Origin of the sequence: Paraburkholderia sp. BCC1885, from assembly GCF_900996235.1 — a bacterium.
Lineage (GTDB): Bacteria > Pseudomonadota > Gammaproteobacteria > Burkholderiales > Burkholderiaceae > Paraburkholderia.
Window position 1 is genome coordinate 837,667 of the sequence record NZ_CAAJGM010000111.1, and the last position, 16,955, is coordinate 854,621.

Sequence of the window (16,955 nt, forward strand, 5' to 3'; positions counted from 1 at the left end):
GACTCGGGGTCAGAAACAAGCGGAACGAATGAAAGTCACTTCCTACGAAATGACGTGACGCGCGGAAAGAGGAGGTCCACAACGGTAGCCAGCCGCGCGGCTAAGCCTCCGGCGCGGCAAACCGGCCGGCGCGATGCGCCGGCCGTCAATCTCAATGAGTGCCGGTCAGATGGTCGCCGACATTCGCGCCGAACACGCGCTGCCGCAACAGCGCGAGCTGGTCGCGCGTCTGGGCCGCCTTTTCGAATTCGAGGTTCCTGGCGTGCTCCATCATCTGCTTCTCGAGGCGCTTCAGTTCCCTCGACAGCTGCTTCTCGGACATGTCCTCGAACTTGGCGCGCTGTTGCTGCTCCTTCAGCTCGGCGCGCGCCTCGTCGACGTTGTAGACACCGTCGATGATGTCCTTGATGCGCTTGACCACCCCGCGCGGCGTAATGCCCATCTTCAGGTTGAAGGCAACCTGTTTGGTGCGGCGCCGCTCGGTTTCGTCGATGGCGCGGCGCATGGAATCGGTGATGCGGTCCGCGTACAGGATCGCCCGGCCGTTCACGTTACGCGCCGCCCGGCCGATGGTCTGGATCAGCGAACGTTCGGCGCGCAGGAAACCTTCCTTGTCCGCGTCGAGAATCGCCACCAGCGACACTTCCGGAATGTCGAGCCCTTCGCGCAACAGGTTGATCCCCACCAGCACGTCGAAGGTGCCCAGACGCAGATCGCGGATGATTTCGACGCGCTCCACCGTATCGATGTCGCTGTGCAGGTAACGCACCTTGACGCCGTGATCGGCGAGGAACTCGGTCAACTGCTCGGCCATGCGCTTGGTCAGCACGGTGACCAGCACACGGTCGCCCGCCTTGACGCGCTCGTTGATCTCGGAGAGCACGTCGTCCACCTGGGTGCGCGCCGGACGCACCTCGATCTCCGGGTCGACGAGGCCGGTTGGCCGCACCAGCTGCTCGGCCACCTGCCCGGCCGTCTTCTGCTCGTAATCGGCGGGCGTGGCCGAAACGAACACCACCTGGCGCATCTTGCGCTCGAACTCGTTGAACTTGAGCGGGCGGTTGTCCAGCGCCGAAGGCAGACGGAAGCCGTAATTGACGAGATTTTCCTTACGCGCCCGGTCGCCGTTGTACATGCCGTTCAACTGGCCGATCAGCACGTGCGATTCGTCGAGCAGCATCAATGCGTCGCTCGGCAGGTAGTCGACCAGCGTCGGCGGCGGTTCGCCCGGCGCCGCGCCCGAAAAGTGCCGCGAATAGTTTTCGATACCTTTGCAAAAGCCCAGTTCCTGCAGCATCTCCAGATCGAAACGGGTGCGCTGCTCCAGACGTTGCGCCTCGACCAGCTTGCCTTCGCTGTAGAAAAATTCGAGCCGCTCGCGCAGTTCCGCCTTGATCGTTTCCACCGCGCGCATCACGGTCTCGCGCGGCGTCACATAGTGCGACGACGGATACACGGTGAAGCGCGGAATCTTCTGACGCACCCGGCCCGTGAGCGGATCGAATAGCTGCAGGGTTTCGATTTCGTCGTCGAACAGTTCGACGCGCACCGCCATTTCCGCGTGCTCGGCCGGGAAAATGTCGATCGTGTCGCCGCGCACGCGGAACGCACCGCGCTGGAACTCGGTCTCGTTGCGGTTGTACTGCATGGCGATCAGCCGCGCGATGATGTCGCGCTGGCCGATCTTGTCGCCAGTCCGCAGCGTCAGAATCATCTGATGATATTCGGACGGATTGCCGATACCGTAGATCGCCGATACGGTCGCCACGATTACCACATCGCGCCGCTCCATCAGGCTTTTCGTGGCCGAGAGCCGCATCTGCTCGATGTGCTCATTGATCGACGAGTCTTTCTCGATGAACAGGTCGCGCTGCGGCACATACGCTTCCGGCTGGTAGTAGTCGTAGTACGAGACGAAATACTCGACCGCATTGCGCGGAAAGAACTCGCGGAACTCCGAGTAAAGCTGGGCCGCCAGCGTCTTGTTGGGCGCGAAGACAATCGCCGGGCGGCCGAGCCGCGCGATCGTATTGGCCATCGTGAAGGTCTTGCCGGAGCCGGTCACGCCGAGCAGCGTCTGGAACGACAAACCGTCCTCGACCCCTTCGACGAGCGTGTCGATGGCGGTGGGCTGGTCGCCGGCGGGTGGGTACGGCTGGTAGAGCTGGAACGGCGAGCCTTCGAACGTCACGAATTTCGACTCGTCGAGAGCGTCGTTGACTTCAGTCAGATGATGTTCGGACATGTGTGCGGCACCGGGGCCTGGGCAAAGGACTATTCTAGCGGTTTGCGGGAGCGCGGGCCGGGCGGCGAGGCTCCGTCCGCTTGTGGAAACTGGTGCCAAAGCGCTGTTTTTCAAGCAAATAATCGGTTGCGGACGGCCTCGCGGTCCGAAAAACGCCCCAGGATTCGCTACAATGGCATGCTGCGCCCGTTGCCGCTGTGTCCGTGCTGCTCCGTGTAACCATTGCGGTCTGCGTCGATCTGCCGGATTTTTAGCCAGGCCTATGCCAGGCTCTCCGCGCAGACACGCTCCGCCTGCACCGCCAGTACCACAGCCGTGTCGGAAGCCGTCCCTCTTTTCACTACTGCCGAACCATCATGTCTCTGTTCTCCGCCGTCGAACTTGCTCCCCGCGACCCGATTCTGGGCCTGAACGAAGCCTTCAACGCAGATACGCGCACCACCAAGGTCAACCTGGGCGTGGGCGTGTACTTCAATGAAGAAGGCAAGATTCCGCTGCTGCGCGCCGTGCGCGACGCGGAGAAGGCTCGTGTCGAAGCGGCGCTGCCGCGCGGCTACCTGCCGATCGAAGGCATTGCGGCCTACGACGCGGCCGTGCAGAAACTGCTGCTTGGCAACGATTCGCCGCTGATCGCCGCCGGCCGCGTGGTCACGGCGCAGGCGCTGGGCGGCACGGGCGCGCTGAAGATCGGCGCGGACTTCCTGAAGCGCGTCAATCCGGCCGCCAAGGTCGCGATCAGCGACCCGAGCTGGGAAAACCACCGTGCGCTATTCGAAAGCGCCGGCTTCGAAGTCGTCTCGTATCCGTATTACGACGCGAAAACCCATGGCGTGAACTTCGAAGGCATGCTGGCCGCGCTGAACAGCTACGCAGCCGGCACGGTCGTCGTGCTGCACGCGTGCTGCCACAACCCGACCGGCGTCGACCTGAGCGCGGCCCAGTGGCAACAGATCGTCGAAGTCGTCAAGGCACGCGCACTCGTGCCGTTCCTCGACATCGCCTACCAGGGCTTCGGCGACAACATCGAGTCCGATGCGGCCGCCGTGCGTCTGTTCGCGCTTGCTGAACTGAACGTGTTTGTCTCGTCGTCGTTCTCGAAGTCGTTCTCGCTGTATGGCGAACGTATCGGCGCGCTGTCGATCATCACCGGCAGCAAGGAAGAAGCGTCGCGCGTGCTGTCGCAGCTCAAGCGCGTGATCCGCACCAACTACTCGAACCCGCCGACTCATGGCGGCTCGGTGGTCGCCGCCGTGCTCGGTTCGCCGGAACTGCGCGCCACGTGGGAAACGGAACTCGGCGAAATGCGCGACCGCATCCGCGCGATGCGTAATGGCCTGGTGGAACGCCTCAAGGCAAGCGGCGTGGACCGCGATTTCAGCTTCGTGAATGCGCAGCGCGGCATGTTTTCGTACTCGGGTCTGACGGCCGCGCAAGTGGATCGTCTGCGTGAAGAATTCGGCATCTATGCCGTGAGCACGGGCCGTATCTGCGTGGCCGCGCTGAATACGCGCAACCTCGACGCGGTGGCCAGCGCGGTTGCTCAGGTATTGAAGTAAATCGCTTTGCAGGGACGTGGCGCCGTTGGGCGCACGTTCTTTTCGTGAGGTCAGGTTTGAGTTTTGGCTCTGGTTTTGCGATAGCCATACAGAAACGGCGCCCTGTTGATGACAGGGCGCCGTTTTTCCTGGGCGCTAAAACCTCGACGCTTTCAGTCAGTGCCGTAATTCAGCGCTTGTCGCGATGGATGTCGTGCGTGACGAAACCGGCATCGTTATCGGGCATGGCCAGCCAGTCAGGCTGCGCCAGCGAATTGCGGATGTCCTGCAAGCCGCTTTCCCAATGTTCGCGCATAGTGGACAGGCCGAACTGGAAGTCCTTGAAATGCCCTTCGTACTCCTTCTGCCGATAGATCAGATGGATGACGTTGTAGCGCTTCGAACAGGACAGGTCTTCAGCCAGCTTGCACCATGGGTCGTCGCGATGCTCGGGCGCGACGCGGTCCAGAACTTCGCGCAATACGTGCCGGAACCGTTGCGAACGCTGCAGCATGTCGGTGACAAGACGCGTGCGGCTCGAATACTGAATGTCCTTCATGCGGCCCTGCACGTCGGTGATGTTGTCCGGCACCGGCCCGATGGCGCTCCATAGATCCACCTGAAACGCGAGCGTGTCGTGACGCGGCGTAGTCTGGATGACTTCGTAGAGCGGCGTATTCGACATCAGACCGCCGTCCCAGTAATACTCGCCGTCGATTTCCATGGCGCCGAAGCCTGGCGGCAACGCACCCGAAGCGATGAAATGCTCTGGACGCAATTTCATGCGTGTGTTGTCGAAATACGCGAAGTTGCCGGTACCGACATTCACCGCGCCCACCGAGACGCGCGTTTCGCCCGAATTGATGCGGTCGAAATCGCACAGGGCTTCCAGCGTCGACTTCATGGGCGAAGTGTCGTAGTAGCTGGCGTTTTGCGGCGGCCCCGACACGGCCGGCATGGGCGGCGGAAAGCGCGGCACGAAGAAGCCTTTCTGCCCCTGCACGATCGCCCCGGTGGCCTGCAAGGCGGTAAAAGCCTTACGGACCGTGTCGTTGGAATTGAACAGGGTTTGCTCGAGGAACGCTGGCAAGGGCGGCGCGAAAGCCGGTTGGCAAATGGTTTCCCAGAATTCGAGCAGGCGGGTGACGCGGTGCTCCGGCGCATTGCCGGCAATGATGGCCGTATTGAGCGCGCCGATGGAAATGCCGGCGATCCAGTTCGGGTGAATGCCGACCTCGTGCAGGCCCTGATACACGCCGGCCTGATAGGCGCCGAGCGCGCCGCCGCCTTGCAGCATCAGCGCGATGGTTTGATATTGCGGCAACTGGAGATGCCGGCCGGCGCGAACGCCAGCCGCCGCTCCGGCGTGCTCGCCGTCCCCGTCGTTGAGGGTGCCGGCACGCGCCCGCTTGACATTGCGTTGCGCCATCACGGCCCCCTTATTGCATGAACCAGCCGTGGCTCACAATGAAGGATTGGCCGGTCAAGGCCGCGCTCGGGAAAGTGGAGAGAAACAGCACGGTTTGCGCGACGTCTTCCACCGTGGTGAAGATGCCGTCCACCGTACCGCCCAGCATGACGTTGCGAATCACGTCTTCTTCGCTGATGCCGAGCTCTTTGGCCTGCTCGGGAATCTGCTTGTCGACGAGCGGCGTGCGCACGAAACCCGGACAGACCACGTGCGAGCGCACGTTGTGCTTCGCGCCTTCCTTGGCGAGCACGCGCGCGAGACCCAACAGCGCATGCTTCGCCGCCACATAAGCCGATTTGAGCGGCGAGGCTTCATGCGAATGCACGGAACCCATGTAGATCACAATGCCGCCGCGATCGTCCTTGTACATGTGCTTGAGGGCCGCCTTGGTGGTGAGGAACGCACCGTCGACGTGGATGGCCTGCATCTTTTTCCAGTCGGAAAAAGCATAGTTTTCGATGGGATTGACGATCTGAATGCCGGCGTTCGAAATCAGGATGTCGACCGAGCCGAATTCCGCGGCCACCTTGTCGATACCCTGATTGACGGCGTCTTCGTTGGTGACGTCCATGGCGACGCCAATGGCCTTGCCGCCGGCCTGTTTGATCTCTTCAGCCACGGCGTTCGCGCCGTCCTGGTTCAGATCGGCAATCGCGACTGCGGCACCCGCTGCCGACAAGGTCAGCGCGATCTGCTTGCCGATTCCGCTTGCCGCGCCCGTAACGACCGCGACCTTGCCATTCAGATTCGTGTTCAGTGACGACATCCAGAACCTCCATACAGTTGATGAGCAATGACACCACGGCACGCAAGCGGCGTAAAGCTGACCAAACGGCATAGGCCATTCAGACGAATGCTGCACTGCGGCCAACTTTGCTATTGTGCATGAACCCTGCGAAAGTCATGGGGAAATCGCGCACAACTTCGTATCTCTTTAAACTGTCGGGATTGCGCCCGATTTGGCGCTGCTTTCGCTGCCAGCATGGGATGCCGGTTGCATCAAACACGCAAGGAGAAATGCATGAACTATCGACGACTCGGCCGCTCCGGTCTGCAAGTCAGTGAACTGTCCATCGGTTCCTGGGTGACTTATGGCAATCAGGTGGACACGCATGCGGCACGCGAATCGCTGGCGGCGGCACGCGACGCCGGAGTCAACTTCTTCGACAACGCCGAGGTCTACGCCGGCGGCAAATCCGAGGAAATCATGGGCCAGGCCTTGAAGGAACTGGCATGGCCGCGCATCAGCTACGTGGTGTCGACGAAGTTTTTCTGGGGCCTCCAGGAAGCGCCGAACCAGTACCACACGCTAAACCGCAAGTACCTGCTGAACGCCGTCGACGCGTCGCTCAAACGCCTGCAACTCGACTACGTGGATCTGGTGTTCTGCCACCGTCCCGATCCGAATACGCCGGTCGAGGAAACCGTCTGGGCGATGAGCGACATGATCACGCGCGGCAAGGCGCTCTACTGGGGTACGTCCGAATGGAGCGCGGACGAAATTCGCGCGGCCTACGACGTCGCCGAGCGGCATCACCTTCACAAACCTGTCATGGAACAGCCGCAGTACAACCTGTTCCATCGCAAGCGCGTCGAGCAGGAATACAAGCGGCTTTATGAAGACATCGGTCTTGGACTGACCACGTGGAGCCCGCTCGCCTCGGGGCTTCTGACCGGCAAGTACCGCGACGGCGTGCCGGCTGACAGCCGCGCTCAATTGCAGGGTTACGACTGGCTGAAAAAGCAGGTCACGGATTCGGGCAAGAACGGCGTAGTCGGCAAGCTCGGCAACCTCGCGGACGAACTCGGCTGCACGGTCGGCCAGCTTGCAATTGCATGGATTCTGAAGAACCCGCATGTCAGTACGGTGATCACCGGCGCGTCGCGCGTCGAGCAGATTGCGGAGAACATGAAGGCTCAGGACGTGGCCGCGAAGATCACGCCGGAGATCAAGCAGAAAATCGAAGAGATCGTCGGCGATTCCTACGAGTAAGCTGCACGGCAAGCTGCACTTATAACCGCGCTGCGAATTGCACCGCGGACCCCGGCGGCGGTGCGGCAACCGGCCGCCGCCAGGGTAGCAAGGCCGGCTCGCGTACAATACGCGACCGCATTGCACGCGCCGCTCCGGTCGCAACGCGGCGCCTCCCGCGCGAACGGACTCCCCCGGGTCCGCCGCGGAGCCCAATCGACCGGTACGCCCTCTTTCGAGTCTCATCTCATCATGCTCAGTTACCGCCACGCCTTCCACGCAGGCAATCATGCCGACGTCCTGAAACACGCCGTCGTCGTGCAGTTGTTGCGCTACCTCGCCCAGAAAGACAAGGCGTACTGGTATATCGACACGCACGCGGGCGCCGGCGTCTATTCGTTGAAGGAAGGCTACGCCACCAAGACGGGCGAGTTCGAAACCGGCATCGCGAAACTATGGGGCCGCAAGGACCTGCCGCCGATGTTGTCCGATTATGTGGACGAAGTGGCGGCCCTCAATCCGGACGGCAATCTGCGCTTTTATCCCGGCTCGCCGTATCTCGCATGGCGGCTGATGCGCGAGCAGGATCGCATGCGTCTGTTCGAACTGCACAGCACCGAAATCGACGTGCTGCAGCACAATTTCCGCGATGCCGGCCGGCGCGCCATGCTCTACGCGGGCGACGGTTTCGACGGTGTCAAAGCCCTGCTGCCGCCGCCGCCGCGCCGCGCACTGGTGCTGATCGATCCGTCATTCGAGGACAAGCGCGACTACTCGCGCACGCTCAATTGCGTCGAGGAAAGCCTCAAGCGCTTTGCGACCGGCACCTATGCGGTCTGGTATCCGCAAGTGACGCGTCTTGAATCGCAGCGCTTTCCGGATCAGTTGAAACGTCTGCAGGAGCGCAACTGGCTGCATGTGTCGCTTACTGTGAGCAATCCGCCGACGGACGGTTTTGGCCTGTTCGGAAGCGGCATGTTCATTCTGAACCCGCCTTACACGCTGGCGAAAACGCTCAAAGACACCTTGCCGTGGCTGGTGCAGGCACTTGGGCAAGATAAGGCCGCGCAATTCAAGGTGGAATACCGCGGCGATTGATGCGGTGCATCTCGGGCAGGTGAACTGCCATACCGCATCCGCCCCGAGCCGGCTGTCGTTCGTTACAGCCGCCTCAGCGCCGCCTACTGCGTCGACGGCGCGAGACGCGGCTGCGGCTTCGTGTGCGAGCCCGACGTACCGCTTCCGCCCCCGCCTCCATTCCCGCTCCCGCTCCCGGCAGGTAACTGCACATACGGGGCAACCACAATCGGTACAGACGAATTCGGCGTCAATTCCGTCGGCGTCGCCATTTGCTTCGCCTGAACGATGCGCTCGTGCGAAAGCGGCGCTGTCTGCAGCACCGTGCCGCTATGGCCGTCGCTAATGCCCGATTGCGTATCGAGTACCAACGGGGCGGCAAACGCCCCTGGTGCGGCGAGCGTCAGCAAGGAAACCATGGTGAACAGCGGGGCAACTAAGGGGGCAACTAAGGCGCCTTGCAAGGCGCGGATCAATCTGACTGGAGCCATGAGCGGACCGGGTGAGTTGTGAGAATGCCGGATTGCGCAAAAAACGCTTTACCTTACCGCGGTGGGAACGTTCAAGCTAGTCGATATTGAAAGGCAACGGCGTGGCAGGACGAAGTCGCGCGGGTGAATCTTTGGGAAAGCGCCCGCCAGATGTGACAAAGCCCCGTCTATACGGGGCCTTACGCTCTACCGCTGCGACCGCGCTTGCGCTGCTGCCGCTCGTGCAATGTACTTCTGACTCGACTTACAGCGAATAGCCGTCGGTTTCGAGCGAGCGAATACGTTGTTCGAGTTGGACGATATCCGACGACGAGGCAAGGTAAGCCTCACGACGGCTACGTTCGGCGGTTTCAAACCAGGTGCTTAGCTTTTCAACGACATATGCAAACATGATGTTCTCCAAGGATCAGAATGAACCCCTGGTGAATTGGCATCAGGGATTTCCCTTATAAAGGGTTAACCCCGATTATAGACTTCCGGTGCAACCTGGCTAGTGAAATGCCCGAATGACGTGCATTCCGTTTTGGAATGGTGCATTGAAAACACAACCACAAGCGACTGATTTTTATAGATTAAATCGTTATTCAAGCGGGTTTTACGGCAACTCGGCCATTTTTTCGCACCATTTAAGTGCAAAATGAGGACTCATTGCGCCGATCCCATCGGGTCATTCCGGGTTGCACCTTTTGCCGTCAATGAGCGTGGCAACTGTGATTGATAGCCATATCGGGATCGGCGAGACCTTCGATGATCGGGCAGTCGGGCCGGGCGTCGCCGTGACAGTGGTCTGCGAGGTGGGACAGCGTATCGCGCATTTCCGTCAGTTCCGCGATGCGGCGGTCGAGATCCGCGACGTGTACGAGCGCGATGGCTTTCACCTCCGCGCTGGCGCGCGAACGGTCCTGCCACAACGCCAGCAGACGGCGAATGTCCTCGACCAGGAAGCCCAGCCGCCGAGCCTGGCGGATAAAGCGCAGCGAATGCACTTCCTGCGGGCCGTAGACGCGATAGCCCGCCGTCGTGCGAGCTTTCGCCGCCAACAGGCCAACGCTTTCGTAGTAGCGAATCATTTTCGCCGTAACGCCCGATGCGCGGGCCGCTTCACCGATGTTCATAGCTGTTTCCCCTGTCGACCATGCAAGCCGCTTGCCGTGTCTGGCGATCGTACACCTTCCCATGATGGGAAGGTCAGTCACTCAGATGCGCGCCGGCAGGCATAATTCAACCATCGCAACATTCACATTTTCTCGAGGCAAAGCAGATGACGATCGAATTTCAGGTAGAAGGCATGAGCTGCCAGCATTGCGTGGCGGCGGTCACCAACGCGATCCGCGAACAGGACGCCGCGGCGCAGGTCAAGGTGGATCTCGCAACCGGCCGCGTGGCGGTCGACTCGGCACAATCGGCCGATACCCTCAAGGCGGCCATTGACGAGGCCGGCTACACCGTCGTCGACACTCACTAAGGCGGCGACGCGCATGTTCAAGGTTGCAGTGATCGGCGCGTCGGGCCTGCTCGGCCGTGCCCTCGTCGACGAGTTGGCGCAGCAGGCCGGCTGGCAGGTCGTGGCCACGGCGTTCCGGCGGGCCGCCCCGCGCACAGTCGCGCTCGACATCCGCGATGAGCAGGCGGTCAGGCAGTTTATCGGGCGTGAAAAGCCCGACGCGATTGTGATTGCAGCGGCCGAACGCCGTCCGGATGTCTGCGAACACAATCCGGCGTTCGCGCGGGCGTTGAATGTCGATGCAGTGCGCACCATCGCGACGGCAGCGCGGTCACTCGGCGCCTGGGTGCTGTCGATCTCCACCGACTACGTCTTCGACGGCACGCAACCGCCCTACCACGACGAGGCGGCGCCGTCGCCGCTCAATGCTTATGGCCATAGCAAGCTCGAAGGTGAGCGAGCGCTCACTGCAGCGACCGAACTCGGCTGCGTGCTGCGTTTGCCGCTGCTGTATGGGCCTATCGTCGATTGGACGGAATCGGCGGTGACGAGCCTCGTGCCGGCCATTGCGGCGTCGGCGAAGAAGCCGTCGCCCGATGCAGCGGCGGCCAGCATGGATGCGTGGGCAATCCGCTACCCGACTTTCACGCCCGACGTCGCGTTCGTCATCCGTCAGATGCTCGAGCGGCATGCGCGTGGCGAAGCGATTCGCGGCATCGCGCAATGGTCCGGCGCCGAGCCGATGACGAAGTACCAAATTGCGCTGCGCCTCGCCGAGGCGCTGCAACTCGAGCCCCGGCTCACGCCGCAGTACACGCCCACGGATGCAACGCCGCGCCCGCACAACTGCCATCTGGATTCGGGCCGTCTGGAGGCGCTTGGGATCGGCCGCCGTACACCGTTCGATACGGCGATCCGCCAGGTGCTGGCGAAGTTTCCGTGGCAAGACGGTGGTCGCGAGGGCGGCGGCGTCGGCCCGGCATAGTCCAGTCCGTCAGCAGAAATCCCTGCTGGTGGACTGCAATCCATTCAGCAGATGCGACATATCAACCAGATATTGCGCAACGAGGTGCCGCACTTCCCCTTCGCATTGCCACACGCCGTACACCGCGAGCAGCGACGCGCTTAACACCTCTTTGCGCTGCCTCTCCAGCAAAGCCGGCCACACGATCACATTGACGTTGCCGGTCTCGTCCTCGATGGTCACGAAGATCACACCTTTCGCCGTGCCCGGCCGCTGCCGGACCGTGACGATCCCGCAAGCACGTGCCAGCCGTCCGTTAGGATAACTATAAAGTGTCGCCGCCGGCATCAGCCGATTGGCCAATAGTTGCGGCCGCAGCAGTTCGAGCGGATGGCGGCCGAGCGTCAGCCCTACGGCCCGGTAATCCGCGACGATTTCATTCGCCTCGGAGGGGGCGCCGAGTTCGGGCGTTTCGTCCGGTACAGCGGCGCCGGCTAACATATCCTTATCGGGCACAGCGGTCACCGAATGCCACAGCGCTTCTCTGCGATTGCCCGCGAGCACTACCAGCGCATTCGCGTCGGCCAGCACCTGCAGATCGTGCCGGTCGAGTTGGGCGCGATGGGCAAGATCGTGCACGTTCCTGAACGGACGCACGGCACGTGCATTCTCGATGCGTTCCGCCGCGCCGTCCTTCATGCCGCGCAGCAGCGACAGGCCAAGACGCACGGCCGGACGCGCTGCGCCTTCGATCGATTCGAGCGTCGAATCCCAGCCGCTGACGGTCACATCGACCGGCAACACCTTGACGCCATGCCGCTGCGCATCCTGCACGAGCTGCGAGGGCGAGTAGAAGCCCAGTGGCTGGCTGTTGAGCAGACCGGCGAGAAATGCCTCCGGCTCGTGGCACTTCAACCAGCTACTCGTGTAGACAAGCAAGGCGAAACCTGCCGCGTGGCTTTCCGGAAAGCCATATTCGCCGAAGCCCTTGATCTGTTCGAAGATTGCTTCGGCAAAGCTGCGCTCGTAGTTATTTTTCAGCATCCCGTTGATGATGCGGTCGTAGTACTTCTCCAGACCACCTTTGCGCTTCCATGCTGCCATTGCACGGCGCAGTTCATCGGCTTCGCCTGCCGTGAAATCGGCCGCGATCATTGCGACCTGCATGACCTGCTCCTGGAAGATCGGCACGCCAAGCGTGCGGCCCAGGGCAACCTCCAGTTCTTTACTAGGATACGTGACGAGTTCCGACTTCTGTCGCCTGTTCAGATACGGATGCACCGCGCCGCCCTGAATCGGTCCTGGTCGCACGATGGCCACCTCGATGACGAGGTCGTAGTATTTGCGCGGCCGCAAACGCGGCAGCATGCTCATCTGCGCTCGCGATTCGATCTGGAACACCCCGATGGTGTCAGCGCGACAAATCATGTCGTATGTCTTTTCATCACCCTCCGGTATGTCTTGCATCCTGATGCGCTCCCCGCGTCGCTCCGATACGAGATCAAGCGTGCGCCGGATCGCCGACAGCATGCCGAGCGCCAGGACATCGATCTTTAGCAATCCAAGCGATTCAAGATCGTCTTTGTCCCATTGGATCACCAAGCGATCCACCATCGCTGCATTCTCGACCGGCACGAGACGTGTGAGCTTGCCGCGACTGATCACGAAGCCGCCGGAATGCTGCGATAGATGCCGCGGAAAGTTGAGCAATTGCGCCGCGAGTTTCGCCCAGCTCTGAATCAACGGCTTCCCCGGATCGAGGCCTGTCTCTTCGAAATGCTTCAGCAGGTCCTGGCTGTTGTCGAACCAGTGGTGGGATTTCGCGACCGCGTCGACGATCTGCGGATCGATGCCCAGCGCCTTGCCCGTCTCACGCAATGCTCCACGCGGCCGGTAGGTGGACACAGCCGCGGCAATCGCCGCGCGATCATGCCCATACTTTTTATAGATGTATTGGATCACCTCTTCGCGACGCTGATGCTCGAAGTCGACGTCAATATCCGGTGGCTCGCCACGCTCTTTGGAAATGAAACGCCCAAATAGCATGTTGCTGCGTTTCGGATCTACCTCGGTAATGCCCAGGCAAAAACATACGACAGAATTTGCCGCCGACCCTCGCCCTTGACACAGAATGTGCTGGCTGCGTGCGTAACGAACGATGTCATAGACCGTCAGAAAATATGGCTCGTACTTCAGGTCCGCGATGAGCGCCAGTTCGTCCTCAATCTGTTGCCGGATGTTGGCCGGAATGCCGGAAGGAAAGCGCCACTGTGCGCCGGTATACGTTTCCTGGCGAAGGTACTCCGTAGGCGTGCAACCTTTGGGCACGAGTTCATCAGGGTATTCGTAACTTAAATCGCTCAGCAGGAATGCGCAGCGGCCCAGTATGTTGATCGTTTCACGCACCGTCTGCTCGGGATACAGATTCGCGATACGCACCCGCGATCGCAGATGCTGCTCAGCATTCGGCGCGAGTTCATAACCGCATTCATGAACCGGCCTGCCGACGCGAATCGCCGTCATCGTGTCCTGCAAAGGCTTGCGCGAACGCACATGCATGACGACCTTGCCGAGTGCGACGACCGGCACATTCTGACGATCGGCGACATATTCGACCGCGCCGCGATGGATATCGTCCATCGCACGCTGATGTAGCACGAGACCCACCCATGCGCGGTCCGGGAAGGTCTCGTCGAGCCATTCGATTTGCGCTTCGAGTGCCTCTTCCCTGGCGGGAAATGCGGGCACCAGGATCGCCAGGCAATCAGGCATGCCGCGCAGATGGGCATTTTCGCGATCCGGCCGTGACAGGTCTTGCGGCGTCAGCCGGTATTCGCCCTTCGGCGCGCGGAGTCGCGCAAGCGTGATCAATTCCGACAGATTGCCGTAACCCTCGCGGTTCTGTGCAAGCAGAATCAGTCCAAACGCGGGCGAGCCATCGGCATTGCGCAACTGAAAATAGGAGCCGATAACAAGCGGCAGCCCCACTTTCTGAGCCGCGACATGTGCGCGAACCACGCCCGCGAGCGAGCACTCATCCGTGACGGCAATTCCCGAATAACCGAGTTGCTTGGCGCGCTCGACGAGTTCCTCCGCATGCGACGCGCCGTGCAGGAACGTGAAGTTGGAGAAGCAGAATAGCTCGGCATATGCCGGCAATGTCGTGAAGGTCGAGTCCATTGCGCGTCATCCGAACAGGCCATGAAGAAACCAGCGCGGCGCTTCTTCGGCATCGCGGCTGCTGATGCGTTCGAGATAAATCCAGTAGCAACTGCGGTCCTCGGCTTGCGCGACGAAATAGTCGCGCGTCACGAGCTGGCCGTCGAACCAGCCGGCTTCGATACGCTCAGCCGGCGACATCAGCCGCAGCGACGAGCCATAAAACGGCCGGTGCTGACGCATCAAAAGACGCAGGGGCGTGGCCAGCATCCATGTCGGACGCGGCAGGCTATCGGGTAATGCGATCTTCGGCGCTCCCTGGCTGACCGGCACCCAGCGGTTCGCAACCTCCGGCCGATAATCCGCGGTCGGTGCGGGACGCAGCACGTTCTCATCACCGAGGCGCGCGATCAGCAATTCGATCAGACGCGCGTGCTCTTCCGGCGAGCCGCCGGGTTCGGGAAACAGGCTATCTGTATCAGGTGCGGCCGCTTCCACTTTCGATGCGTCAAGCCGCAACACAATGGCAGGCGCCGCAAGTTCCACGCGATGCAGCCGCTCCTTCACGAGACGCAGCAGATGCTCTTCGCGCCATGCGGGTTCGCCCAGCGCGATTTCGATCAGCGTGGGCGGGATTGCCTGCCTGCCGCGTTCATGTTCGAAGCATAGTGTGATCGCGGAGACCGCCAGTTGCTTCGCACATAGCCAACCGCACAACTGCACGATTAGCCGATGGGCGGCGAATACTGCGCCGTCGGCATGTTCGAGACGATCGGGTAGTTCGAGGCGCGCGGAAAACGTGGGCGGCAACTCCAGCCAGTCGAACAACTCAGGCGCTGAGCCGAAAGCGCGATCCAGCGAATCCAGCAGATGTTCACCGCAGCGACGCTGCAGGCCCGCGCGCGGCAGGCGCCGCACGTCGGCGATCGTCTCGCAACCGAGACCCGCGAACCAGTCGGCGAATGGACGGACCTCGGGTACTGCGAGCATGGGCAAAGGCAGCAGGACGCGCTCGAGCGAAGCCAGCTGGAATACGCGCCGCGCGTTTGGCCCCCTTGCGTGCTTCGCCAGCAGCCACGCACCCTGCCCGGTCGGCGCTGCACTCACGCTGGCGGTCAAGCCGACTGTGGCGAGTAGCGCCTTCGCCTGCCGGCAAAGCGACAGCAAACCGCCGAAGAGCCGCAGACTCGCGCCGACTTCGACGATTATCGTGGCCTCATCGAGCAGCGCGACGTCAGGGGAAAACTTCATCAACGACATACCGACTTCGCGTTGCGCAGCGGCTTCGCGTGCGGCATCGCGCTCGTACAGCGCGGTCTGTGGAGACAGCGTCAGCACACCGCCGCGCTTCATGCCGGGCAGCACACCCGCCTCACGTGCCGCGCGGTCCGCGATGACGACCTTGTCTTTCTCGAGCACGGCACTGCCATGAGCCGGCTCAGACATCCACCTCGGCCGGAAGACTTCGAGGGACAACTTCGGTAAGTGGACGGCGAGAAAGACGCGCATGACGGGAAAACAAAACTGGAGTGGGTTGGAGAGAAATCGACAGAGGTTCCGCGCGTGTTGGACCTCGTCGTTTCACGATATCGACCAGGAGGCCTTCTGCAGCAGGCCTCAAAGCCAGCCGCAGCAAGGCCGGCGATGAATCCTGAGCCGTTGTGAGAGGCCTGACCATGATGAACAGCGTCTCCGACATCTGCGCGGCCAGATGCAAACGCCGCAACGACGATGACTTCGCGTGATCTGCCCACAAGATCAGCGCCCCACAACTGCCGGCACGCAGAATCTGCTCGGCCGACCAGAAGGCGTCGGCGGCATTCGGTGTCTTGATGTGCAGCAGTCGATCGAGCGACAGTCCGATATATCCCAGCCCTAGCCCGTCCGGGATGTGCGGTGGCTGGACCAGCGCGACCGGGCGGTCGGCTAACGTGCCGAGCGCGGGCCGCAAAAGCCGCATTTCACCGACACCGGGCTGCTGGACCAGCAGATCCACCAGCACACCGACCGGCCAGCCGCCCCCCGGCAGTTCCGCCGACAGCACGGGGTAGCCCGTATCCACGATGTGTCCGCGCCCTTTGGCGAGCTGAGAAGCTCGCCAGAGCGACGGATGGATCTCTTCGGCGCTGGTAGCGGAGATTGACATTGAGCGTGTAGGATACTGTATGTATATACAGTATCCTACACGCAAATGGTTTGATACGAATTGGCACTTTACGCGGATTACTGTCAGACGAACGTGCTGAATAGCGTCGAAGATCTCTTTTAAAAAAGAGAAAATTACTGTGCGTTTATACAGTGGTTTGTAGGGGAAGCGGGCTTGAGGATGTAGCCGGCGCTATGAATGCGGAGGGAGTGTGTTGCTGGTAGATCTTCTATGCGGATCTGAGGGCAGTAGAGTTGCGGTCGTTTTTTATGCCGCGTAAACGCAGAAACCCCACCTTGTTGGGGTGGGGTTTCTGTTTTCTGCGAGGGAGCCTGACGATTACCTACTTTCACACGGGTAATCCGCACTATCATCGGCGTGGAGTCGTTTCACGGTCCTGTTCGGGATGGGAAGGGGTGGTACCGACACGCTATGGTCATCAGGCATGACT

General features: G+C 61.4%; 14 protein-coding genes and 1 rRNA gene. 5 read left to right on the forward strand and 10 right to left on the reverse strand.

The genetic code is table 11. The features are described from left to right. Window positions 1–151: 151 nt before the first annotated feature. Window positions 152–2,245, reverse strand: coding sequence for an excinuclease ABC subunit UvrB (uvrB, locus tag FQ755_RS12775; protein ID WP_144154566.1), 2,094 nt, complete (start codon window positions 2,243–2,245; stop codon window positions 152–154). Between the two features lie 356 nt (window positions 2,246–2,601). On the opposite strand from uvrB, the gene FQ755_RS12780 reads away from it, so the two are divergent. After that, window positions 2,602–3,801 (forward strand): amino acid aminotransferase, encoded by a 1,200-nt coding sequence (locus tag FQ755_RS12780; protein ID WP_144154568.1) that lies wholly within the window; start codon window positions 2,602–2,604, stop codon window positions 3,799–3,801. A gap of 169 nt (window positions 3,802–3,970) precedes the next feature. On the opposite strand, the gene FQ755_RS12785 is transcribed toward FQ755_RS12780, so the two are convergent. Next, window positions 3,971–5,209: a DUF3734 domain-containing protein gene (locus FQ755_RS12785; protein ID WP_144154570.1), complete on the reverse strand. Its 1,239-nt coding sequence runs from the start codon at window positions 5,207–5,209 to the stop codon at window positions 3,971–3,973. 10 nt (window positions 5,210–5,219) lie between these two features. After that, window positions 5,220–6,017, reverse strand: a complete 798-nt coding sequence (locus FQ755_RS12790; protein WP_144154572.1) for a 3-hydroxybutyrate dehydrogenase — start codon at window positions 6,015–6,017, stop codon at window positions 5,220–5,222. Window positions 6,018–6,272: 255 nt separating this feature from the next. Between FQ755_RS12790 and FQ755_RS12795 the strand changes: the two genes are divergently transcribed. Then, a complete protein-coding gene (locus FQ755_RS12795) occupies window positions 6,273–7,244 on the forward strand; it encodes a potassium channel beta subunit family protein (protein ID WP_144154574.1) in 972 nt (323 codons plus the stop codon). 231 nt (window positions 7,245–7,475) lie between these two features. Continuing rightward, window positions 7,476–8,321 (forward strand): 23S rRNA (adenine(2030)-N(6))-methyltransferase RlmJ, encoded by an 846-nt coding sequence (locus FQ755_RS12800; RefSeq protein WP_144154576.1) that lies wholly within the window; start codon window positions 7,476–7,478, stop codon window positions 8,319–8,321. Window positions 8,322–8,404: 83 nt separating this feature from the next. Here the strand turns inward: FQ755_RS12800 and FQ755_RS12805 are convergent, their stop codons facing one another. The 3 genes from FQ755_RS12805 to cueR form a co-directional block, all read right to left on the reverse strand. Beyond that, on the reverse strand, window positions 8,405–8,719 hold the full coding sequence (locus FQ755_RS12805; RefSeq protein WP_260858530.1) for a hypothetical protein: 315 nt from the start codon (window positions 8,717–8,719) through the stop codon (window positions 8,405–8,407). A gap of 316 nt (window positions 8,720–9,035) precedes the next feature. After that, window positions 9,036–9,182, reverse strand: a complete 147-nt coding sequence (locus tag FQ755_RS12810; protein ID WP_144154578.1) for a DUF3563 family protein — start codon at window positions 9,180–9,182, stop codon at window positions 9,036–9,038. A gap of 301 nt (window positions 9,183–9,483) precedes the next feature. Further along, on the reverse strand, window positions 9,484–9,906 hold the full coding sequence (gene cueR, locus FQ755_RS12815) for a Cu(I)-responsive transcriptional regulator (protein WP_144154580.1): 423 nt from the start codon (window positions 9,904–9,906) through the stop codon (window positions 9,484–9,486). A gap of 146 nt (window positions 9,907–10,052) precedes the next feature. On the opposite strand from cueR, the gene FQ755_RS12820 reads away from it, so the two are divergent. Then, complete coding sequence (locus FQ755_RS12820; RefSeq protein WP_144154582.1) at window positions 10,053–10,256, forward strand: heavy-metal-associated domain-containing protein; 204 nt, start codon at window positions 10,053–10,055, stop codon at window positions 10,254–10,256. A 13-nt stretch (window positions 10,257–10,269) separates the two neighbouring features. Beyond that, entirely contained in the window at window positions 10,270–11,220 is a 951-nt protein-coding gene (locus FQ755_RS12825) for a dTDP-4-dehydrorhamnose reductase family protein (RefSeq protein WP_144154583.1), read from the forward strand. 9 nt (window positions 11,221–11,229) lie between these two features. Here the strand turns inward: FQ755_RS12825 and FQ755_RS12830 are convergent, their stop codons facing one another. The 4 genes from FQ755_RS12830 to rrf all read right to left on the reverse strand — a co-directional run bounded on the left by FQ755_RS12830 (window position 11,230) and on the right by rrf (window position 16,948). After that, on the reverse strand, window positions 11,230–14,379 hold the full coding sequence (locus FQ755_RS12830) for an error-prone DNA polymerase (RefSeq protein WP_144154585.1): 3,150 nt from the start codon (window positions 14,377–14,379) through the stop codon (window positions 11,230–11,232). Window positions 14,380–14,385: 6 nt separating this feature from the next. After that, window positions 14,386–15,867 (reverse strand): Y-family DNA polymerase, encoded by a 1,482-nt coding sequence (locus FQ755_RS12835; protein ID WP_144154587.1) that lies wholly within the window; start codon window positions 15,865–15,867, stop codon window positions 14,386–14,388. Beyond that, window positions 15,797–16,504: a translesion DNA synthesis-associated protein ImuA gene (gene imuA / locus FQ755_RS12840; protein ID WP_144154589.1), complete on the reverse strand. Its 708-nt coding sequence runs from the start codon at window positions 16,502–16,504 to the stop codon at window positions 15,797–15,799. Before imuA ends, FQ755_RS12835 begins: the two co-directional genes overlap by 71 nt. A 330-nt stretch (window positions 16,505–16,834) precedes the next feature. Continuing rightward, window positions 16,835–16,948: ribosomal RNA gene (rrf, locus tag FQ755_RS12845) — 5S ribosomal RNA — on the reverse strand. Window positions 16,949–16,955 lie beyond the last annotated feature (7 nt).

Bases quoted from the DNA above. Each gene is read 5' to 3' on its own strand.
- FQ755_RS12820 (WP_144154582.1), top strand. From the start codon at position 10,053: ATGACGATCGAATTTCAGGTAGAAGGCATGAGCTGCCAGCATTGCGTG.
- FQ755_RS12835 (WP_144154587.1), bottom strand. From the start codon at position 15,867: ATGCGCGTCTTTCTCGCCGTCCACTTACCGAAGTTGTCCCTCGAAGTC.
- FQ755_RS12810 (WP_144154578.1), bottom strand. From the start codon at position 9,182: ATGTTTGCATATGTCGTTGAAAAGCTAAGCACCTGGTTTGAAACCGCC.
- FQ755_RS12825 (WP_144154583.1), top strand. From the start codon at position 10,270: ATGTTCAAGGTTGCAGTGATCGGCGCGTCGGGCCTGCTCGGCCGTGCC.
- FQ755_RS12800 (WP_144154576.1), top strand. From the start codon at position 7,476: ATGCTCAGTTACCGCCACGCCTTCCACGCAGGCAATCATGCCGACGTC.
- FQ755_RS12805 (WP_260858530.1), bottom strand. From the start codon at position 8,719: ATGGTTTCCTTGCTGACGCTCGCCGCACCAGGGGCGTTTGCCGCCCCG.
- imuA (WP_144154589.1), bottom strand. From the start codon at position 16,504: ATGTCAATCTCCGCTACCAGCGCCGAAGAGATCCATCCGTCGCTCTGG.
- FQ755_RS12790 (WP_144154572.1), bottom strand. From the start codon at position 6,017: ATGTCGTCACTGAACACGAATCTGAATGGCAAGGTCGCGGTCGTTACG.
- cueR (WP_144154580.1), bottom strand. From the start codon at position 9,906: ATGAACATCGGTGAAGCGGCCCGCGCATCGGGCGTTACGGCGAAAATG.
- FQ755_RS12830 (WP_144154585.1), bottom strand. From the start codon at position 14,379: ATGGACTCGACCTTCACGACATTGCCGGCATATGCCGAGCTATTCTGC.
- FQ755_RS12780 (WP_144154568.1), top strand. From the start codon at position 2,602: ATGTCTCTGTTCTCCGCCGTCGAACTTGCTCCCCGCGACCCGATTCTG.
- FQ755_RS12785 (WP_144154570.1), bottom strand. From the start codon at position 5,209: ATGGCGCAACGCAATGTCAAGCGGGCGCGTGCCGGCACCCTCAACGAC.
- uvrB (WP_144154566.1), bottom strand. From the start codon at position 2,245: ATGTCCGAACATCATCTGACTGAAGTCAACGACGCTCTCGACGAGTCG.
- FQ755_RS12795 (WP_144154574.1), top strand. From the start codon at position 6,273: ATGAACTATCGACGACTCGGCCGCTCCGGTCTGCAAGTCAGTGAACTG.